Here is a 19,382-nt window from a genome sequence, read left to right on the forward strand (position 1 = left end):
GCGAAAAAATTGAAAAATTAAGAAGAAAACGCAGCTGAAGCGGCATTTTCCTCAGTTATCTCACTCTATCGGCAGGTTTTCCGCAGAATGTAGGGGGGCGAGGAAAAAGCGTTGCCCCCCTAAAGCGGCTTAGGCGTGACGGTTATCAGGCAGGAAAGCGGTCAATAGGCCGATCAAAGGTAGCCAGGCACAGATTTGATATACCCACTCGATGCTGGTGTGGTCTGCCACTACGCCCAACACGGCGGCACCGAGCCCACCCATACCAAAGGCAAAACCGAAAAATAGCCCGGAAACCATACCAATACGCCCTGGCATCAGCTCCTGCGCATACACCAAAATGGCAGAAAACGCCGAGGCGAGAATCAAGCCGATGATCACGCTCAACACGCTGGTCCACATTAAGTTGGCGTGCGGCAACAGCAAGGTGAAGGGCGCAACGCCAAGAATCGATACCCAAATCACGTATTTACGGCCGATTTTATCGCCAATCGGCCCGCCAATGATGGTGCCCGCAGCCACCGCGCCGAGGAAGGCAAACAGATGGAATTGCGAGGCCTGAACAGAAAGTCCGAATTTCTGGATTAAATAGAAGGTGTAGTAACTGCTCAGGCTGGTGAGATAGAAGTATTTAGAGAAGATCAGCAGCAGCAAAATGCTGATCGCCAGTGCCACTTTCTTACGCGGCAGCGGGTTAACCGGCGCAATCGTTGCCTTTGCCTTACTGGCGCGCTGCTGGTGGCTATACCAGCGGCTGACCTGCAGCAGCACGATAATGCCGAGCAATGCCGCCAGCACGAACCAGGCAAGATGCCCTTTGCCGTAAGGGGCAACGATCATCGCTGCCAACAGCGGGCCTAGCGCGCTACCAAAGTTACCGCCCACCTGGAACAGTGATTGAGCCAAACCATGACGTCCACCGGAGGCCATACGCGCCACGCGCGAAGATTCCGGATGAAACACCGAGGAACCGCTGCCCACCAGCGCGGCAGCGAGCAGCACCTGCGGATAGGTGCTGGAGAACGTCAGCAGCACCAGACCACACAGTGTAAAGCCCATCCCGACCGGCAACGACCAGGGTTTTGGGTATTTGTCGGTGTAATGACCGATGATTGGTTGCAGCAGCGAAGCGGTAACCTGAAAGGTCAGCGTTATCAGACCTATCTGGACGAAGTTAAGGCTAAAATCTTTTTGCAGCATCGGGTAGATCGCCAGCAGCAGCGATTGCAGCATATCGTTGAGCAGATGCGCGAGGCTGATGGCACCTAAAATGCCAAAAGCGGTCCGTCCCGGTGCGCGTGCCGGGGTTGCGATGTCACTTGCCATAAAAATCCTGAAGAGTGCGGTTATCGTTATCAATTTGTTACTACCCGCATGACTCTATAAGCCTTTTGTCTTGAGTTAAAGTGCCATCTGTGCGACACAGAAGGGTGATAAAGCACATTAAGTCCACGGCAAAGTGGAAAGACGCAGAATAAGGAGATCGGCTTTGTTGTTATTCCCGCGGAGAGGGCGCTGGCTGGCGCTGATCATGCTGTTGCTGCCGATGTTGGCGCAGGCATGGCAGACGGATCGCAGTTATCGATTCAGTATCCTGCACACCAACGATCATCACGGTCGCTACTGGACTAATGCGCAGGGCGAATACGGTCTGGCGGCGCAGAAAACGCTGATGGATAAACAGCGTTATGATGTGCAGGCCAAAGGCGGCGGTGCCTTGATCCTTTCCGCCGGAGACGTGAATACCGGCGTGCCGGAATCGGATCTGCTCAATGCCGAACCCGATATTCGCGGCATGAACCTCATCGGCTACGATGCCATGGCGCTCGGCAATCACGAATTCGATAAGCCGCTCAGCGTGCTGCAACAGCAACAGAAGTGGGCCAAATTTCCCTTCCTCTCTGCCAATATCTATCAAAAGGGTACCGACCAGCGTCTGTTTAAGCCGTGGGCGATCTTTAATCGCATGGGGCTGAAGATCGCAGTGATCGGTCTGACCACCACCGATACCCTGAAAATTTCCAATCCGGAAAATATCGCTAATATCGACATCCGCGATCCGGTGAAAGAGACAGAAAAAGCGGTGGCGGAACTGCGTGCCAGCGAGAAACCCGATGTGATCGTGGCGCTGACGCACATGGGCCATTACGACGATGGACAGCACGGCAGCAACGCGCCGGGTGATGTGGAACTGGCGCGCAGCCTGCCGCCGGGCACTATCAATGTGATCATCGGCGGCCACTCGCAGGATGCGGTGTGCATGGAAAAAGATAACGTCAGTGTGAAAGATTATCAGCCCGGCCAGCCTTGCCAGCCCGATCGCCAAAATGGCGTGTGGATCATGCAGGCGAAAGAGTGGGGCAAATATGTCGGGCGCGGCGATTTCACCTTCCGCAATGGCGAATTGACGCTGGACAGCTATCAGCTGATCCCGGTTAATCTCAAGCATGAAGTGAAAAATCTGGATGGCAGCGTCTCCTGGCTCACGTGGCAGGAAGAGATCCCACCTAACAGCGCGATGATGAAACTACTGACGCCGTATCAACTGCGCGCGGCAAAGAAACTCGACGTCACGGTTGGCAGCAGTGATGGCGTGTTCGTCGGTGAGCGCGATAAGGTGCGCTTTGAACAAACCAATCTTGGGCAGCTGATTCTGCGCGCGCAAATGGCAGCGACTAAAGCGGATTTCGCGGTGATCAGTGGCGGTGGCATTCGCACTTCGCTGGCCGCAGGCAAGCTGAGTTGGCGCGATTTGTTGCAGGTGCAGCCGTTTGGTAATCAGGTGGTGTCAGTCACGCTGACCGGAGACGAATTGCTGAAGTATCTTGCCACGGTTGCCAATATCAAAACCAACTCCGGTGGTTTCGCGCAGTTCAGCAATATCAGTCTGGTGGCGGATGGCAAAGCGGTGAGTGAGGTGAAGATCAATGGCGAGCCGCTGCAAAAGGACAAAACCTATCGCATGGCGACTAACAGCTTTAATGCCAGCGGGGGCGATGGTTATCCCAACATCGAGGCGCATGCCGGCTTTAGCAATACCGGCCAGCGTGATGCGGATGTGCTGCGTGCTTATGTCACCGCACACTCACCGCTGAAAATCGCCGACTATGCGCCAACCGGTATCGTGCATTTAACGGAAGCACAGGTGCAGGAGCGCGACAAAGCGCAGGAAAAACCCAGGAAGCGGAGCTACCCACAAGCCATTCTGGCGTGGATTTGGCCGCGCGCACTGCACAATTGAAAACGGCGCCCGATAGGGCGCCGTTGTTTTATGCCTGGCAGGATTTTTGCGTCAGCCAGCGCTGACGCAATTTATCCCACATCCAGTTATAGGCCATGGTATAGGGCAGGAAGAACAGGAAGAACGCCACTTCCAGCATAAAGGCTTCCAGCAGCGTGATCTTCAGCATCCAGGCGGCAATCGGCAAACCGATAACGATAAAGCCCCCTTCAAAGCCCAGCGCGTGGATGGCACGCAGACCGAGGCCGCGTGTTTTCTGCGGCGGCCAGATGCGATCAAAACCGGTGTTATAGATCATGTTCCACAGCATGGCGACCGTTGACAGCATAATCGCCAGCGCGCCCATCTGAAACAGCGGCTTTTCCATAATCCAGGCAGCCAGCGGAGCCACAGTGAGAATCGCCAGCACTTCAAATCCTGCAGCATGATAAAAACGTTCTTTCAGCGAACGGGTACGCATATAAACCTCCTTTTGGGTAACGCGACATATTTTCTCACCGCGAAATGCTAAGATAAAATGATTACCTATCGATAAAAGCGATGGTTCACCATGAAATACTCCCCAGAATCCCTTGAGGCCTTTGTCCAGACTGTCGCCAGCGGCTCGTTTTCTGCGGCGGCGCGTGCGCTGGCCAAAAGCCAGTCCACCATTAGCAGCGCCGTGGCTAATCTGGAAGATGATCTCGGTTTCACCCTGTTCGATCGCAGCGGTCGCCAGCCGGTACTCACCGAGCAAGGACAGCGCGCCCTGGCGCAGGTGCAGCAGATTCTGGCGGCCAGCCAGCGGTTGGATGAGCTGGCGGTGCGGTTGTCACAGGGCGTGGAACCGCGACTCAGTCTGGCGATTTCCGATTTCTGGCAGGCCGATCACCATGAAAATCTGCTCAACCGCTTTGAAGCACGTTATCCGGATATTGAATTTGAATGCATGATTGCTGAGGACGCGGACGCGCTGGACCTGCTGCAGGCCGGTCGCGTGCATCTCGGCGTGGTGCGTGCGCAGCCGCAGCTGCCGCCGGATTTAGCGGTGGCGCGTTTACAGGTGGGTGCGGAAATGGCGATCTATCTGCATCAGGATCATGTGCTGGCGCAGTCAAAACAGGTGAGTGAAGCACAACTCGGTGAATTGCGTCATTTACGGCTTAATACCTGGGTGCAAAACCGCGAACCGCTGCCCGCCGGGCGCGTTTGGTCGGCGCCATCTTATTTATTGCTGCTGGAAATGGCGGAGCAGGGCTTTGGCTGGAGCGTGTTACCGCGCTGGCTGGTGGAGCAGTTTGGTCATCAGGTGTTGAAAGAGTTGCCGGTGCCAGGCTGGCCACAGCGCATTGCGGTGGATGTGATCTGGTCGCGACGCAATCCACCGGGTCCTGCCGGGCGCTGGATGATCGATCAACTCTGCGCCCAGCAGCCGGATTAATCACGGCGTGCTACGTCGGCCAGTGTGGCATCCAGCAGTCGTGCCAGGTCCTGCGCCGCCAGTTCTATATCCAGCCCGCGCTTGCCACCGGAGACAAAGATGGTGGCAAATTCTGCGGCCTGCTGATCGATCACCGTTGGCAGGCGTTTTTTCTGCCCTAACGGGCTGATGCCACCCACCAGATAGCCGGTCACGCGCTGTGCCAGTTGTGGATCGGCCATATCCGCTTTTTTCGCGCCCAGCGCCTTTGCCACTTTTTTCAAATCGAGCTGCGAGGAGACCGGTGTCACGGCTACCGCCAGCGCTTTGGCATCGCCGTTGAGCGCCACTAGCAGGGTTTTGAACACCTGACGTGCATCGAGATTGAGCTTACGAACCGCTTCATCACCAAAATTGGTTTCGTGGCTGTCATGCTCATAAGGATGAAGGGTAAAAGCGACCTTTTGTTTTTCCAGCAGTTTTACGGCGGGTGTCATGTTCTGTCCTTGCTACGAAAATTCTTATTTCAGTTTTGGTGAATAATACTGGCGAAATTCTGAACTTTGCGCGAAAATTGGCCCGCGCCAGCAATGCTGGTGATAACCAAAATCATAAACAAATTCCTCTTTGACGGGCCGATAGCGATATTGGCCTTCTTTTTTGCCTGCAATTCACTGCTCACTGCTCACTGCTCACTGCTCACTGCTCACTGCTCACTGCTCACTGCTCACTGCTCACTGCTCACTGCTCACTGCTCACTGCTCATAGCTCACTGCTCATCCGCAGAGCCAACCCTCCGCCGCGCATCCACCAAGGCACATTTCTGCGCAATCAGACATACGCAGGTCATCGACCTGATAACTTTCAGGACTTGAGGATGCATAAGGTCTTGCGGTGACTGCACTTGTTACGACTTCAACAACCCTGGCAGGTTATCCTCGCCATACAGATGCAGTGCACCCACAGCCACCACATAACGGCCTTTCGGCAGCGCCTGCAATAACTCGCGCCAGTGCTGATTACGATTGCGCATCAGCGTGTCATTGAGATCGCTGCTAAAGGTGGTCGGCAGGGCCACCGGTTGTTGCGTGGGCGGTGCATCCAACCACCAGCTGATCATGGTTTGCAGCAGGCGGGCGTTGGTGTGCCAATGCTCCAGCGTATCCAGTAACAGCGATAAGCCCTCCTGCGGTAGCGATTTCAGCAGCGCGATCTGGGTTTCCGGGCCTTCCAGTTCAATGATGCGCTTATTGGCCGATTTCGCCGCCATCAGCAGCTGGTAATCAATGCCATATTGCGGTCGCAGCCCCAGACGCTGCGCCTGTTGCGCCTGCATCATCAAAGCGATTTGCCAGAACGGCAACGTATCGAACACCGCCATGGAAAGCGAAAGCTCATCGCACAGAACATCCAGCCGCTGCAACACCTCTGCGTCCAGACGCATCGCCAGCGGCGGACAGGCATCGTCATGGGTGAAGGGGGATGCGCCCTGAGTGATATCCGCCTCGACAATCAGCGCATCGGCGCGACTCAACTGGCGTAACAGGCCCGCTGGCAACGGCTGCATATCGCGCGTGCCCATATGAATACTGCCCGCCAGATGCAGGCGTCGATCGCCCAATTTGATATCCATTGCCGGCCAGGTATATCGCGCCGGTAAGAGGCTGGCGGCCATCTGCTGGAAGCTGTGCCACAGACTGCGTCTCATGCCCTGTCCTTTTGAAGTCAAAAATCCATGCTAGCGATTTCAGTCAGCGAAAAACAGGGCAGAGAGGGCGATTAGCGTTTTGCTGGCTTAAAGCGCAACAAACGATTCGCGTTACTCACCACGGTAATCGAAGACAGCGCCATCGCCGCGCCCGCCACGATCGGGCTAAGTAGCAAGCCGGTGAACGGGTAGAGCACGCCCGCCGCAATCGGAATCCCCAGGCTGTTATACACAAAAGCCCCGAGCAAGTTCTGACGCATATTACGCAGTGTCGCGCCTGCCATCGCCAGCGCATCGGCAACACAGTGCAGATCGTTGCGCATCAACGTCATGGCGGCGGTTTCGACGGCCACATCGCTGCCGCCACCCATCGCAATGCCGACATCGGCCTGCGCCAGCGCCGGGGCATCATTGATGCCATCACCGACCATCACCACTTTACGCCCCTGCTGCTGCAACTGCGCGATCGCCTGCGCTTTGCCTTCGGGCAGCACGCCCGCAATCACTTCATCAATGCCGGCTTCGGCAGCGATTACCTGCGCGGTTTTCTGGTGATCGCCGGTCAACATGATTAACCGATAGCCCAACTGGTGCAGGCGCTGTAACGCCTCCGCGCTTTCCGGGCGCAGGCTGTCACGCAAGGCGATCAGGCCGAGCAACTGACGCTGATCGGCCAGCAGCACCGGCGTCGTGCCTTGCGCGGCGAAACGGTCGATATCTTCTTGTGCGGCGCGGTAATCAATCTGTTGTTCATCCAGCAGTGCCTGATTGCCGAGCAGCAGCGTTCTGCCCGCGACTTTAGCGCTCACGCCTTTGCCGCGTATTGTACGAAATTGCTTAGTCGGCTCATCGCTGAGATCGGGTGCTGCCGCCAGAATCGCTTTCGCCAGCGGATGGTTCGAACCTTGTTCAAGCTGCGCCGCAGCGCTCAGCACCTGCTGGCGATTCCAGTCGCCATACACCAGCACATCGCTCACCTGAGGCGTGCCGCGCGTCAGCGTGCCGGTTTTATCAAACACGATGGTATCGACTTCGCTGGCACGCTGCAGCGCGTCAGCATCACGCACCAGCACGCCCAGTTCTGCCGCGCGACCCACCCCGGCAATCACCGACATCGGCGTCGCCAGCCCCAGTGCGCAAGGACAGGCGATAATCAACACCGTCGTGACGATCACCAGCGTGTAGGCGAGCTGCGGCTGCGGGCCGACCAGATACCACACCAGACCGGCCAGCAGCGCAATCGCCACCACCACCGGCACAAACACCGCTGAGATGCGATCGGCCAGTCGGCCAATGTCCGGTTTGCTGCTCTGCGCCTGGCGCACCAGATTGATGATGCGAGCCAGCGTGGTGTGGCTGCCGGTGGCACGTGCCACGAAGCGCAACGTGCCATCCTGCACCAGCGTGCCGGCATAGACTTTGTCGCCCGGCTGTTTCGCCTGCGGTACTGCTTCACCGGTCAACATCGCTTCATCAAACCAGGCTTCGCCGCTGTCGACTTCGCCATCCACCGGCACGCGATCGCCGGTGACCAGCTTCAGCAGCATGCCGGGCTGGACCTCGCTCAACGGCATCAGCGTTTCGCCCTGTTCACCGATCACACGCGCCTGAGCAGGGGTGAGATCCAACAGGCGTTCCAGGGCTTTGGATGCCCGCTGGCGTGCTCGCTGTTCCAGCGCATGGCCGAGGTTAATCAAACCGACGATCATCACGCTGGCTTCAAAATAGAGATGTCGCGCCTGCATCGGGAAAAATTCTGGCCACAGCGCCACGCTTATCGAGTAGATCCATGCGGCGCCAGTGCCGAGGGCTACCAGCGTATCCATGCTGGCGGTGCCGTGACGTAAGCTGCGCCACGCACTGCGATAGAAATGACCGCCGGCGATCACCATCACCAGCAAGGTGATAATGCCGAGTGTGCGCCATAACGTTTGGTTGGCGTCACTCAGCATCATATTGTCGCCGAGCATGCCCCAGATCATCATGGGCACGCCGAGCAACAGCGCCAATGCCGCCTGCCAGCTAAAGCGGCGCATCGCCTGCTGTGCGCTGCTTTGCTGGCGTTCGCGTCGGGTTTGTTCATCGTCGATAGCTTCAGCGGCGTAGCCCGCTTGATCCACGGCACTCATCAGCGCTTCGGCAGACGCATTGCCCAATACCAGCGCGCTACGCTCACCCAGGTTGACGCGTGCCTGACTCACGCCGGGCACGTTTTGCAGTGCCTGTTCCACACGGCTCACGCAGCTGGCACAGCTCATGCCGCTGATCAGCAAATGGTGAACAGGAAGGTTTTCTTCTGCCGGTTGCGACTCCGTTGTCAGCGCCTCCGGCGGCGGCTCTGTTGCTGTCAACGGCTCAGGCTTTGGGCTGTCTTTCACCGCCGCGTGATAGCCGGCTTGTTCAACGGTTGCAATCAGATCGCTGGCGCTGGCCGCACCGGTAACGCGCGCTTCCTGCTGCGTGACGTCCGCTTGTTCCACATCGTCGCGCTGCTCCAGCGCTTCTTTGACCCGTTTGACGCAGTGGCCACAGGACAAACCGTCCAGCGCCAGTAATTGTGTGTGTGACATCTTAAACTCCTTAAACGAGAGGTTTGACTGTCTGCAAACTTTGCATTAGTTATAGAGCCTAAACCTTCCATTCAGGGGAAGGTCAAGCGGTCATGAGGTGAAGACAAAAGATGAACATCAGCGATGTGGCAAAAAAAACCGGGCTAACCAGCAAGGCGATCCGTTTTTATGAAGAGAAGGGCGTGGTGACGCCGCCGTTGCGCAGTCACAATGGTTATCGCAGCTATGCCGCGCATCATATTGATGAGCTGAATCTACTGCGTCAGGCGCGTCAGGTTGGCTTTACCCTGGACGAGTGCCGCGAGCTGGTGACCCTGTTCAACGATCCCGCTCGCCACAGCGCGGATGTCAAAGCGCGCACCTTGCAGAAAGCGGATGAAATCGCTGCGCACATCGAAGAATTGCATGCGATGCGCGCGCGATTGCTGGAACTTGCTGAAGCCTGCCCCGGCGATGACAGTGCTGAATGTCCGATCATCAATCATCTGGCGGGCTGCTGCCATCAGGGTGAAGGAAAGCGAGGCTGAATCAGCAGCGTGATACCCACCACACCGGTGACGATCACGGGTGTTCCGGCAGGCAAATCTTCTTTAGCCTGCACGCGCCAGCTGCTGTCGCCAATGCGCACATGACCTAAACCTTCTCTGAGCGTGGTATCCAGGGTCAGGTGCATCCCGATCATCTGCGATCCGCGTTGATTCAAAGTGTTTGGCTGCTGGGAAACCTCACGGTAGCGCATCCAGCGATACCAGAAGTAGACGCACAGCAACGTCAGCACCGCGAACAAAATGCCCTGATGCGTCCACGAGAACGGGAACAGCCATTCGATCAGGCCGACCAGCACCGCCGCTAATCCACTCCACAGCAGATAACCGCTGGTACCCAGCATTTCAGCCGCCAGCAGCAGGCCGCCCAGCGTCAGCCAGAACCAGTGCGGATGGGCTATCAGTTCCATCAGAATCACGGTTTACGCTCCTGACGGCTCTCCTTCAGCAATTCACCAATCCCGGCAATGGAACCCAGCAAACTGCTGGCATCTAGCGGCATCATCACCACTTTGCTGTTATGAGATTCACCGATCTTTTGTAGCGCATCGGTATATTTCTGCGCCACAAAGTAGTTCACCGCCTGAATGTCGCCTGCCGCAATCGCCTCCGATACGGCACGCGTGGCGTTGGCTTCAGCCTGCGCCTGACGTTCACGCGCTTCGGCTTGCAGGAAGGCGGAAGTTCGTTCACCTTCGGCTTTCAGAATCTGCGACTGCTTGTCCCCCTCGGCGCGTAAAATCGCCGCCTGGCGTACGCCTTCTGCGGTAAGAATGTCGGCACGCTTGGTACGCTCGGCCTTCATCTGCGCGTTCATCGCGGCGATCAGTTCCTGCGGCGGACGCACGTCACGGATTTCGATACGGGTGATCTTCACGCCCCACGGATTGGTGGCTTCATCGACGATGTGCAGCAAGCGGGTATTGATGTTATCGCGCTGCGACAGCATCTCATCCAATTCCATGCTACCGAGGACAGTACGGATATTCGTCATGGTCAGATTGAGGATCGACAGCTCAAGATTGCTGACTTCATAGGCTGCGCGCGCAGGATCAACCACCTGAATAAAGCACACGGCATCAATGGTGACGTTAGCGTTATCTTTGGAAATGATTTCTTGCGAGGGAATATCGAGGACTTGTTCCATCATATTGATCTTGCGACCAATACGATCCATAAACGGGACGATCAAACTCAGGCCGGGTGGCAGGGTTTTAGTGTAACGGCCAAAACGTTCTACCGTCCACTGATAGCCTTGTGGCACGATTTTTACACCGGCCCACACGGTAACGAGCGCAAGCACGATAATGACGGGAATCACAGTCAACATATAACCTCCTGGTTGTCAGATTGTCGGGCCGAGTCGTTCGGCCCGTTGCACGTGCGGTACCGATCAGTACAGCAGCGAATACATCTGGCGACGATAGCGCGTAGCGAGTGCATCGCCTGTGCCGAGCGCAGCCAAAATTTCCTGGAACATTTTGCGCACCTGACCTTCACCCGCACTGAGATCGCTCTTCAGGAAGCTGAACAACAGATCCAGTGATTCTTCGTTGCGGCCCACCTGATGCAGCTGTAAAGCAAGTTTAGCAGCCAGCTCCGCATTCGCGGGCTCACTGGCCAGCTGTTCCTGCAATTGCTGGATCTCTGGGGTATCCGCAGCTTGCTTTAGCAGTTCAATTTGCGAAACCAGGCTCTGATAGCGGGTATCCTGATCCTGTAAGGGTACCACTGCCAGCACCGCTTCGGCTTCATCGCTGCGGTTCAGCGTAATCAACACTTCTGCCAGCAGGAAGCCAATTTCACTGTTTTGGTTGCTCAACTGCCAGGCATCTTTCAGCAGCGGCAGTGCATCCAGCGGTTTACCTTCTTCCATCAGCTGCATTGCCTGATGGGTTTTAATCTCTTCTTCACGCGGCAGCACTTTTTGCAGCAGTGCACGGATCGCCTCTTCCGGCTGCGGGCCCTGGAAGCCATCTACCGGCTGTCCATTCTGGAACAGATACACGGTTGGAATGGAGCGCAGACCAAACTGCGATGCCACCATCTGCTCTTTATCGCAATCCAGTTTGGCCAAAATGAACTGACCCGCATACTCCTGTGCCAGACGCTCCAGCACCGGCGTCAGCTCCTGACAGTGTTGGCTGCGATCGGACCAGAAGTAGAACAGCACCGGCATCTGCGTGGATTGTTCCAGCGTCTGGTGCAGGTTGGATTCGTTGATGTCGATAATCAAAGCGTGTGACATGAATACGTCTCTTTGCAGAAAGTGTGTTGAGAATATGGGGGCAAGCTGCCCGTGTTCAAGTTCAAATCTGGCTTGCAGCTTAGTTGCTGCGCAAGATGCGATCCAGCATCCAACCGGGTAACAGGCGTTTCAGCAGGCTCATCACCCATGCAACCAGCGTCACCGGATAACGCAGGCGCGGGTGTTTGCTTTCCAGCGCGTGGCGCAATTTGGGCAAGATGGCTTCCGGTGGCAGGGTGAAACGTGCGGCAATGCCCGGATTACGCACCGGTTTATCCTGCTCGCCCTGATGCACATTGTCGGTGAAACGCGTGGCAATTGGCCCGGGCTCGATCAAACTCACGCGCACACCGCTATCGCGCACTTCCATGCGCAGTGCATCGCTCCAGGCTTCCAGTGCCCATTTACTGGCGGCGTAGGCGCCGCGTCCGGGCGTGGAGATCAGCCCCAGCACCGAGCTGGTATTAATAATACGCCCATTACCGCTGGCTTGCAGCGCAGGCAGCAAACGCATTGTCAGTTGGTGGGTGCCGAAGAGGTTCGTGGAGAACTGTTTTTCCAGCTGCGCGCGCGACACGCTGCTCAGTGGGCCATATTGACCAAAGCCGCCGTTGTTAAACAAGCCGTGCAGACGATGCTCGCACAATGCCAGTATGCGCTCAGCGGCGGCATCCACGCTGGCTGCATCATCAAGGTCGAGCTGGACGCCAATAAAGCCCAGGGCTTCCATGCGCGCCACATCGTCCGCTCGACGGCAGGCAGCAATCACGCGATAGCCGCGAGATTGCAGATCGTTGGCGGCTGCTAAGCCAATACCGCTGGAGCAGCCGGTGATTACGATTGTTTTTTGCATTTCTTTACCTGTTTAAAATCACACGCCGGCATTAATTCTGCTTTACTAGCGGAGCCAGTTCGTTAGCCATCAGGTTGGCAATAAACGGCTGTGCATCCGGATTGGGGTGAATACCGTCCTGCTGCATCCATTCCGGCTTCAGATAGACCTGCTCCATAAAGAAGGGCACCAGAGGAATGTTGTACTGCTGTGCCAGCTGCGGATAAATCGCGCTAAACGCCTCCGTATAACGACGTCCATAATTAGCAGGTAAACGAATTTGCATCAGCAGCGGCTGCGCTTTGGCGGCTTTGACTTCGTCGATCACTTTACTCAGGTCCTGCGCGATATTGGCAGGCGGGAAGCCGCGCAAGCCATCGTTACCGCCCAATTCGATTAACACCCAACGGGGTTGATGCTGTTTTAATAGGCCAGGCAAACGCGCCAGCCCTTGTCCTGCGGTATCTCCGCTGATGCTGGCGTTAATAATCTGGGGCTGCTGTTGCCAGGTTTTATTGAGCAGGCTGGGCCATGCCGCGGTGGCGGACATGCGGTACCCGGCGCTCAGGCTGTCACCCAATACCAGCAAGGTATCGGCGGCGGCGATGCGGGACACCAGCAGAAGCAATAAAAACAGGAAGGGATAATGCCAGCGGAAAACATTGTTGCAGTTCATCATCTTACTAAGTCCGTCGGTCAGGGAGAGCATCAGCTGACCATCCTTACCGGAGTTGAGCTGGTTGTCAAACCAGCTGAGACCATCGCGCTGATTGGCGAATCGGGTTCCGGCAAATCCACATTGCTGGGCATTCTGGCCGGGCTGGACGATGGCAGCAGCGGCGAGGTCAATCTGCTCGGCCAGCCGCTGCATAACATGAACGAAGAGCAACGTGCCGCGTTGCGCGCACGGGAAGTGGGCTTTGTGTTCCAGTCCTTTATGCTGGTGCCGACGCTCAACGCGCTGGAAAACGTCCAGCTGCCTGCCTTGCTGCGCGGTGACAGCGATCGCGACAGCCGCGCCCAGGCGGTGGATCTCTTAACGCAACTTGGCCTGAAAGATCGTCTGCATCATCTGCCTGCGCAGCTTTCCGGTGGCGAGCAGCAGCGTGTGGCGCTGGCGCGCGCGTTTAGCGGCCGTCCTGGTTTACTGTTCGCCGATGAACCCACCGGCAACCTGGATCGCAAAACCGGCGATCGCATCGCCGACCTGCTTTTCTCCCTCAACCGCGATTTCGCCACCACGCTGATTCTGGTGACGCACGATGAGCAACTGGCGGCGCGCTGCGATCGTCGACTGCGCCTGCGCGACGGCAAGCTGTGGGAGGAGACATGATTTGGCGCTGGTTCTGGCGTGAATGGCGTTCGCCCTCACTATTAATTGTCTGGCTGGCGCTGACATTGGCGGTGGCCTGCGTGCTGGCGCTGGGCTCGATCAGCGATCGCATGGAGAAAGGGCTGAGCCAGCAGAGCCGTGATTTTATGGCGGGCGATCGTACTCTGCGCAGCAGCGCGCCCGCGCCGGAAGCCTGGCTGAATAAAGCGCGTGATGAAGGGCTCTCCGTCAGTCGTCAGCTCAGCTTTATGACCATGACCTTCGCCGATCAGACGCCGCAGTTAGCGGATGTGAAAGCGGTGGACGATGCCTATCCGATGTTCGGCACCCTGCAGACCGATCCGCCGGGATTAAAACCGCAGGCGGGCACGGTGCTGGCCGCGCCGCGCTTGCTGGCGCTGCTTAATCTAAAAGTCGGCGACAACGTCGATGTGGGTGATACCACGCTGCGCATCGCGGGTGAGGTGATTCAGGAGCCGGATGGTGGCTTCAATCCGTTCCAGACGGCGCCACGCCTGCTGATGAACCTCGCGGATGTTGATAAAACCGGTGCCATCCAGCCTGGCAGCCGGCTCAGCTGGCGCTACAAATTCTCTGGCGATCCGGCTCCGCTGGCGCGTTATGACAGCTGGATCCAGCCGCAGTTAAAAGCCGGTGAGCGCTGGATCAGCGTCGAGAACTCGGAAGATGCGCTGGGCCGATCGATGCAGCGTGCGCAGCAATTCCTCCTGTTATCGGCACTACTGACGCTGATGCTGGCGATTGCGGCCGTGGCGGTAGCAATGAGCCATTACTGCCGCAGCCGCTACGATTTAGTGGCAGTGCTGAAAACGCTGGGCGCCACGCGCAAAGCCCTACAACGGCTGATCATCGGCCAGTGGCTGGCGGTGCTGCTGCTGGCGGCGATAGCGGGCAGCATGCTGGGGCAGGGGATTGAGATCATCCTGCTGGCGATGCTCAAACCGGTGCTGCCCGCCGCCTTGCCTGCCGCCAGTTTCTGGCCGTGGCTATGGGCGATTGGTGCGATGTTTGTGATTTCGCTGCTGGTGGGATTACGCCCGTATCGCCTGCTGATGGCGACTCAGCCGTTGCGCGTGCTCCGGCGCGATGCGGTAGCCAATGTCTGGCCGCTGCGGTTTTATCTGCCCGCCATGGCGCTGGTGGTGGTTGGTCTGCTGGCGTTATTGATGGGCGGTAGCAAAATGCTGTGGGCGCTGTTGGCGGGCGTGGTGATGCTGGCGCTGCTGTTGTCACTGCTCGGCTGGGGCACGCTGTTGCTGCTGCGTAAGCTGGTGGTGCGCAATCTGGCGATGCGTCTGGCAATCAATCGTCTGCTAAGACAGCCAGTGATGACGCTGAGCCAGCTGGCGGCATTTTCGCTCTCCTTTATGTTGCTGGCATTACTGCTGGTGATGCGCGGCGATCTATTGGATCGCTGGCAGCAGCAGTTGCCGCCGGATGCGCCGAACTACTTCCTGCTTAACATGACGCAGGAACAGGTGCCGCAGGTGCGCGACTTCCTCAATCAGCATCAGGTTAAACCGGAATCCTACTATCCGATTGTGCGTGCGCGTCTGACCGAACTGAACGGCAAAGAAGCCGATCCGAAGATGGATAACGCGCTAAACCGCGAACTCAATCTGACATGGCAGGCGGATCGACCGGATCACAATCCGCTGCTGGCCGGAAGCTGGCCGCCGAAAGCGGGTGAAGTGTCGATGGAAGTGGAGCTGGCGGATCGTCTTGGCCTGAAGCTCGGCGATACACTGACCTTTAGCGGCGATACCCAGCAGTTCAGCGCCAAAGTCACCAGCCTGCGCAAAGTGGACTGGGAGAGCCTGCGGCCGAACTTCTTCTTTATCTTCCCGCCGGGCGCACTGGATCAACAGCCGCAAACCTGGCTGACCAGCTTCCGTATGGACAGCAATCCGGCGCTGCTGGCGCAACTCAATCGCGCCTTCCCGACGCTGAGCTTGCTGGATGTTGGCAGCATGCTGAAGCAGATCGGTCTGGTGCTGGCGCAGGTCAGTCAGGCGTTGGAGATCATGGTGGTATTGGTGACCGTATGTGGTGTGTTGCTGCTGTTGGCGCAGATTCAGGTAGGCATGCGTCAGCGTCGTCAGGAGCTGGTGGTGTATCGCACGCTGGGCGCGAGTAAACGCCTGTTGCGTGGCACGCTATGGTGTGAGTTTGCGTTGCTTGGCGTGGTGTCAGGGATAGCGGCGGCACTGGGCGCAGAAGCGGCGCTGTGGGGCTTACAGCGCAAGATCTTCGATTTTCCGTGGGAACCCGACTGGACGCTGTGGATGGCATTACCGATTTGCGGCGCGCTGCTGTTGTCGCTGTGCGGCGGCTGGCTGGGCGTGCGACTGCTGAAAGGCAAAGCGCTGTTCAGGCGGTTTGAAGCAGCTTAATCATCTGCACATAAATTTAAGGCCGCTTGCGCGGCCTTTTTCATTTACAGCTTCTCAACCGCCCAGGCAATTCCACTGGCGTACTCTTCCGGCAGCAGCGGCACCAGCGCGTTAAGCGCCGCCGCAAGGCGTGCCTGATCGCTGTCGGTGAGGTTTAAGTGCCCAACCTTACGGCCCGGACGCACTTCTTTGTCGTACCAGTGCAGATGCACCAGCGGCTGTTGCAGCCAGTCGACATTCACGTCGGTGCCAATCAGGTTCACCATCACCGACGGCGCAAACACCACCGGCTTCGGCAGCGCCAGACCCAGCACCGCACGCAGATGCAGCTCAAACTGGCTGATCGACGCGCCGTTCTGCGTCCAGTGAACGCTGTTGTGCACGCGTGGGGCCAGTTCGTTGATCAGCAGGCCTTCTGGCGTGATAAAACACTCCATCGCCATCACACCGACATATTTCAGCTCATGCATGATCGCGCTGAGCATCGCTTCCGCCTGCTGCTGTTGCGCGGCATCGGCCTGCGGGAAGGCGACGCTGGCGCGCAGAATGCCGTCCTGATGCAGGTTGTGCGTCAGCGGGTAAAACACCGTGGTGCCATCCTGACCACGTGCACCAACCAGCGACACTTCACCGCTGAAGTTGATGCCCTGCTCAACGATGCATTCGCCGTAGCACTCATCCGGCAACGAATCGGTCTCGTTAGCGCGTAAACGCCATTGACCACGACCGTCATAACCGCCGGTGCGACGTTTCACAATCGCCAGCTCACCCAGCGAGCTGAACACCTGCGGCCACTCAGCTTTAGCTGCCAGCAGCTGCCAGGGTGCGGTTGCCAGGTTCAGCTGATCGAGCAATTGTTTCTGCGTCAGGCGATCGGCGAGGCGCGGGAAGATATCGCGGTTCACAAATGCCGGATGCAACGCCAGCTCACGCGTTAACGCAGTTTCCGGCCAACGCTCGATCTCTGCGGTGATCACGCTTTCGGCGATCGGCAGGGCAGTAGGTTCGGCATCCAGACCCACTGGATACACCGCGATGCCCAGCGGTTCACCCGCCTGGCGCAGCATACGGCCTAACTGACCGTTTCCAAGTACGCAAACCGGTTTCATGCGTCCACCCGTGGATCTGGGTTGTTCAGCACTTCGTCAGTCTGGGTTTGACGCCAGGTGGCAAGACGCGCCGCCAGTTCTTTGTCGTGCACCGCCAGAATCTGTGCTGCCAGCAGCGCCGCGTTAGCCGCACCGGCTTTACCGATCGCTAATGTGCCGACAGGAATGCCGCGCGGCATCTGTACGATGGAGTAGAGGCTATCCACACCGCTCAGCGCGGCGCTTTGTACTGGCACGCCCAGCACCGGCACCAGGGTTTTGGCGGCAATCATGCCCGGCAGATGCGCAGCACCGCCCGCTCCGGCAATGATCACGTGGAAACCGTTATCTGCGGCGGTTTCGGCAAAGCTGAACAGTTTGTCTGGCGTACGGTGAGCAGAGACCACTTCAACGTGGAACGGAACATCCAGGCTGTTAAGAATTTCCTCGGCGAACTGCATGGTAGCCCAGTCACTTTTAGAACCCATGACGATGGCGATACGAGCCGGGGTGGCGTTGGATGACATGCGGTCAACTCCTGTGAATAGTCAAACGAACCTGGCCGGGCGGGCAGGTAAAGAAGGGCACAGAGAATAGCATGAGAAGGGAGCAAGGAAAACGGTTGCGTGGCCGGAAAACGGGCAATGATGCGAGAAGAGGAAACTTCATCCCGCTGAGTGTCGAGCACTAATGCGCCCGACTATTTCAGGATTCGATGTTAAAACGGGAATTCGATCAGCTGCACGCCATCGGCATCAACCTGAATCATTGAGCCATTTTCATGCCAGGCTCCGAGCACCACGCGCTGGGCGCTTTCATCTTGCACGACTAGCTCATGCACCGCCGGACGGTGAGTATGCCCGTGAATCAGAATCCGCACTTGCTGGCGCGTCATCGTATCGATCACGGCTTGCTGATTGACATCCATGATGCTCATCGACTTGTGCTGATTGGCTTGCTTGCTGTCGGCGCGCATACGTGCGGCAATGCGCATGCGGATGCGCAGCGGCAGGGCAAGGAACAGACGTTGCAGCCAGCGCTGATGCACTTTGGCGCGGAAGCGTTGATAGCCTTCATCGTCCGTACACAAGGTATCGCCATGCATAATCAGCACGCGATGGCCGTAAAGGTTCAGCACTTGCTCTTCCGGCAGCAGCGTCATGCCACTTTCGCGCGCAAAACGTTTGCCGAGCAGGAAGTCTCGATTGCCATGGATGAAGAATGTGGGGATCGGCAGGGCTTTCAGTGCTGCGGCGATTTCGCGATGTAGCGGATTGGGATCGTCATCGCCAATCCAGGCTTCAAACAGATCGCCGAGGATGTAAAGCGCATCGCAATCGCGCGCTTCACCCTGCAAAAAATGCAGAAAACCGGCAGTAATTGCCGGTTCTTCTGTGCACAGATGCAAATCTGCGATAAACAGCGTGCGCGACATTACTCGCTAACAGTCACTTTCTGGATGACAACGTCGTCAACCGGAACGTCCTGATGCATGCCGCTGCGGCCAGTTTTCACCGCTTTGATTTTCTCAACCACGTCCATGCCTTCAACCACTTCAGCGAACACGCAGTAACCCCAGCCCTGCAGGCTTTCGTCACGGAAGTTCAGGAAGTCGTTGTCTGCTACGTTGATGAAGAACTGTGCAGTCGCGGAGTGTGGCGCCTGAGTACGGGCCATCGCCAGCGTACCTTTGGTGTTTTTCAGACCGTTGTTGGCTTCGTTACGAATGTCTTCTTTGGTGTCTTTCTGCTTCATGCCTGGCTCAAAACCGCCGCCCTGGATCATGAAACCGTTGATAACACGGTGGAAGATGGTGTTGTCGTAGAAACCTTCACGGCAGTAGTCCAGGAAGTTTTTCACGGTAGCCGGCGCTTTGTCATCGAAGGTTTTGATTACGATGTCGCCATGGTTCGTCTGGAAAGTGACCATTATATTCGTCCTGTTACGGGTGTCGTCAGTATCAACTGCCGCGCCTGCAAAGCGGCGGGGCATTTTTGTAGACGC

General features: G+C 57.3%; 19 protein-coding genes. 5 read left to right on the forward strand and 14 right to left on the reverse strand.

The window, feature by feature from the left end:
• Positions 1-129: 129 nt before the first annotated feature.
• Complete coding sequence (locus tag VI01_RS19535) at positions 130-1,326, reverse strand: MFS transporter (RefSeq protein ID WP_045816345.1); 1,197 nt, start codon at positions 1,324-1,326, stop codon at positions 130-132.
• A 163-nt stretch (positions 1,327-1,489) separates the two neighbouring features.
• On the opposite strand from VI01_RS19535, the gene ushA reads away from it, so the two are divergent.
• Positions 1,490-3,241 (forward strand): bifunctional UDP-sugar hydrolase/5'-nucleotidase UshA, encoded by a 1,752-nt coding sequence (gene ushA / locus VI01_RS19540; protein WP_038648487.1) that lies wholly within the window; start codon positions 1,490-1,492, stop codon positions 3,239-3,241.
• A 28-nt stretch (positions 3,242-3,269) separates the two neighbouring features.
• Here ushA and VI01_RS19545 read toward each other — a convergent pair whose 3' ends face one another.
• The gene (locus VI01_RS19545) at positions 3,270-3,701 is read right to left on the reverse strand and encodes a multidrug/biocide efflux PACE transporter (protein ID WP_045816346.1); all 432 of its coding nucleotides are present in this window, start codon (positions 3,699-3,701) and stop codon (positions 3,270-3,272) included.
• A 90-nt stretch (positions 3,702-3,791) separates the two neighbouring features.
• Here VI01_RS19545 and VI01_RS19550 point away from each other — a divergent pair, with 90 nt between their 5' ends.
• Complete coding sequence (locus VI01_RS19550; RefSeq protein ID WP_038648485.1) at positions 3,792-4,661, forward strand: LysR family transcriptional regulator; 870 nt, start codon at positions 3,792-3,794, stop codon at positions 4,659-4,661.
• Here the strand turns inward: VI01_RS19550 and ybaK are convergent.
• The 3 genes from ybaK to copA form a co-directional block, all read right to left on the reverse strand.
• Entirely contained in the window at positions 4,658-5,137 is a 480-nt protein-coding gene (gene ybaK / locus VI01_RS19555; RefSeq protein ID WP_045816347.1) for a Cys-tRNA(Pro)/Cys-tRNA(Cys) deacylase YbaK, read from the reverse strand. The two genes, VI01_RS19550 and ybaK, sit on opposite strands and share 4 nt — an antisense overlap.
• Positions 5,138-5,547: 410 nt before the next feature.
• Entirely contained in the window at positions 5,548-6,348 is an 801-nt protein-coding gene (locus tag VI01_RS19560) for a TraB/GumN family protein (RefSeq protein WP_045816348.1), read from the reverse strand.
• 71 nt (positions 6,349-6,419) lie between these two features.
• Positions 6,420-8,918: a copper-exporting P-type ATPase CopA gene (gene copA, locus VI01_RS19565; protein WP_045816349.1), complete on the reverse strand. Its 2,499-nt coding sequence runs from the start codon at positions 8,916-8,918 to the stop codon at positions 6,420-6,422.
• Between the two features lie 110 nt (positions 8,919-9,028).
• Here copA and cueR point away from each other — a divergent pair, with 110 nt between their 5' ends.
• Entirely contained in the window at positions 9,029-9,445 is a 417-nt protein-coding gene (cueR, locus tag VI01_RS19570) for a Cu(I)-responsive transcriptional regulator (protein WP_045816350.1), read from the forward strand.
• Here the strand turns inward: cueR and VI01_RS19575 are convergent.
• The 5 genes from VI01_RS19575 to tesA form a co-directional block, all read right to left on the reverse strand.
• Positions 9,421-9,879, reverse strand: a complete 459-nt coding sequence (locus tag VI01_RS19575; protein WP_045816373.1) for an NfeD family protein — start codon at positions 9,877-9,879, stop codon at positions 9,421-9,423. The two genes, cueR and VI01_RS19575, sit on opposite strands and share 25 nt — an antisense overlap.
• Entirely contained in the window at positions 9,879-10,793 is a 915-nt protein-coding gene (locus tag VI01_RS19580) for an SPFH domain-containing protein (RefSeq protein WP_034828210.1), read from the reverse strand. The genes VI01_RS19575 and VI01_RS19580 overlap by 1 nt, the downstream gene beginning before the upstream one ends.
• Before the next feature lie 63 nt (positions 10,794-10,856).
• Positions 10,857-11,711 (reverse strand): co-chaperone YbbN, encoded by an 855-nt coding sequence (locus tag VI01_RS19585; RefSeq protein ID WP_045816351.1) that lies wholly within the window; start codon positions 11,709-11,711, stop codon positions 10,857-10,859.
• 79 nt (positions 11,712-11,790) lie between these two features.
• The gene (locus VI01_RS19590; RefSeq protein WP_045816352.1) at positions 11,791-12,564 is read right to left on the reverse strand and encodes an SDR family oxidoreductase; all 774 of its coding nucleotides are present in this window, start codon (positions 12,562-12,564) and stop codon (positions 11,791-11,793) included.
• 31 nt (positions 12,565-12,595) lie between these two features.
• A complete protein-coding gene (tesA, locus tag VI01_RS19595; protein ID WP_231638565.1) occupies positions 12,596-13,222 on the reverse strand; it encodes a multifunctional acyl-CoA thioesterase I/protease I/lysophospholipase L1 in 627 nt (208 codons plus the stop codon).
• Here tesA and ybbA point away from each other — a divergent pair.
• Positions 13,190-13,876, forward strand: a complete 687-nt coding sequence (ybbA, locus tag VI01_RS19600; RefSeq protein WP_034828216.1) for a putative ABC transporter ATP-binding protein YbbA — start codon at positions 13,190-13,192, stop codon at positions 13,874-13,876. The genes tesA and ybbA overlap by 33 nt on opposite strands.
• Positions 13,873-16,290: a putative ABC transporter permease subunit YbbP gene (ybbP, locus tag VI01_RS19605; protein WP_045816353.1), complete on the forward strand. Its 2,418-nt coding sequence runs from the start codon at positions 13,873-13,875 to the stop codon at positions 16,288-16,290. Before ybbA ends, ybbP begins: the two co-directional genes overlap by 4 nt.
• 44 nt (positions 16,291-16,334) lie before the next feature.
• Here the strand turns inward: ybbP and purK are convergent, their stop codons facing one another.
• The 4 genes from purK to ppiB all read right to left on the reverse strand — a co-directional run bounded on the left by purK (position 16,335) and on the right by ppiB (position 19,307).
• Complete coding sequence (gene purK / locus VI01_RS19610; RefSeq protein ID WP_045816354.1) at positions 16,335-17,399, reverse strand: 5-(carboxyamino)imidazole ribonucleotide synthase; 1,065 nt, start codon at positions 17,397-17,399, stop codon at positions 16,335-16,337.
• Positions 17,396-17,905, reverse strand: coding sequence for a 5-(carboxyamino)imidazole ribonucleotide mutase (purE, locus tag VI01_RS19615; protein WP_038648460.1), 510 nt, complete (start codon positions 17,903-17,905; stop codon positions 17,396-17,398). The genes purK and purE overlap by 4 nt, the downstream gene beginning before the upstream one ends.
• 191 nt (positions 17,906-18,096) lie before the next feature.
• Positions 18,097-18,813 (reverse strand): UDP-2,3-diacylglucosamine diphosphatase, encoded by a 717-nt coding sequence (gene lpxH, locus VI01_RS19620; RefSeq protein ID WP_045816355.1) that lies wholly within the window; start codon positions 18,811-18,813, stop codon positions 18,097-18,099.
• The gene (gene ppiB, locus VI01_RS19625; RefSeq protein WP_034828227.1) at positions 18,813-19,307 is read right to left on the reverse strand and encodes a peptidylprolyl isomerase B; all 495 of its coding nucleotides are present in this window, start codon (positions 19,305-19,307) and stop codon (positions 18,813-18,815) included. The genes lpxH and ppiB overlap by 1 nt, the downstream gene beginning before the upstream one ends.
• Positions 19,308-19,382 lie beyond the last annotated feature (75 nt).

This window comes from Pantoea sp. SM3, from assembly GCF_000963995.1.
Classification (GTDB): Bacteria; Pseudomonadota; Gammaproteobacteria; order Enterobacterales; family Enterobacteriaceae; genus Pantoea; species Pantoea rwandensis_B.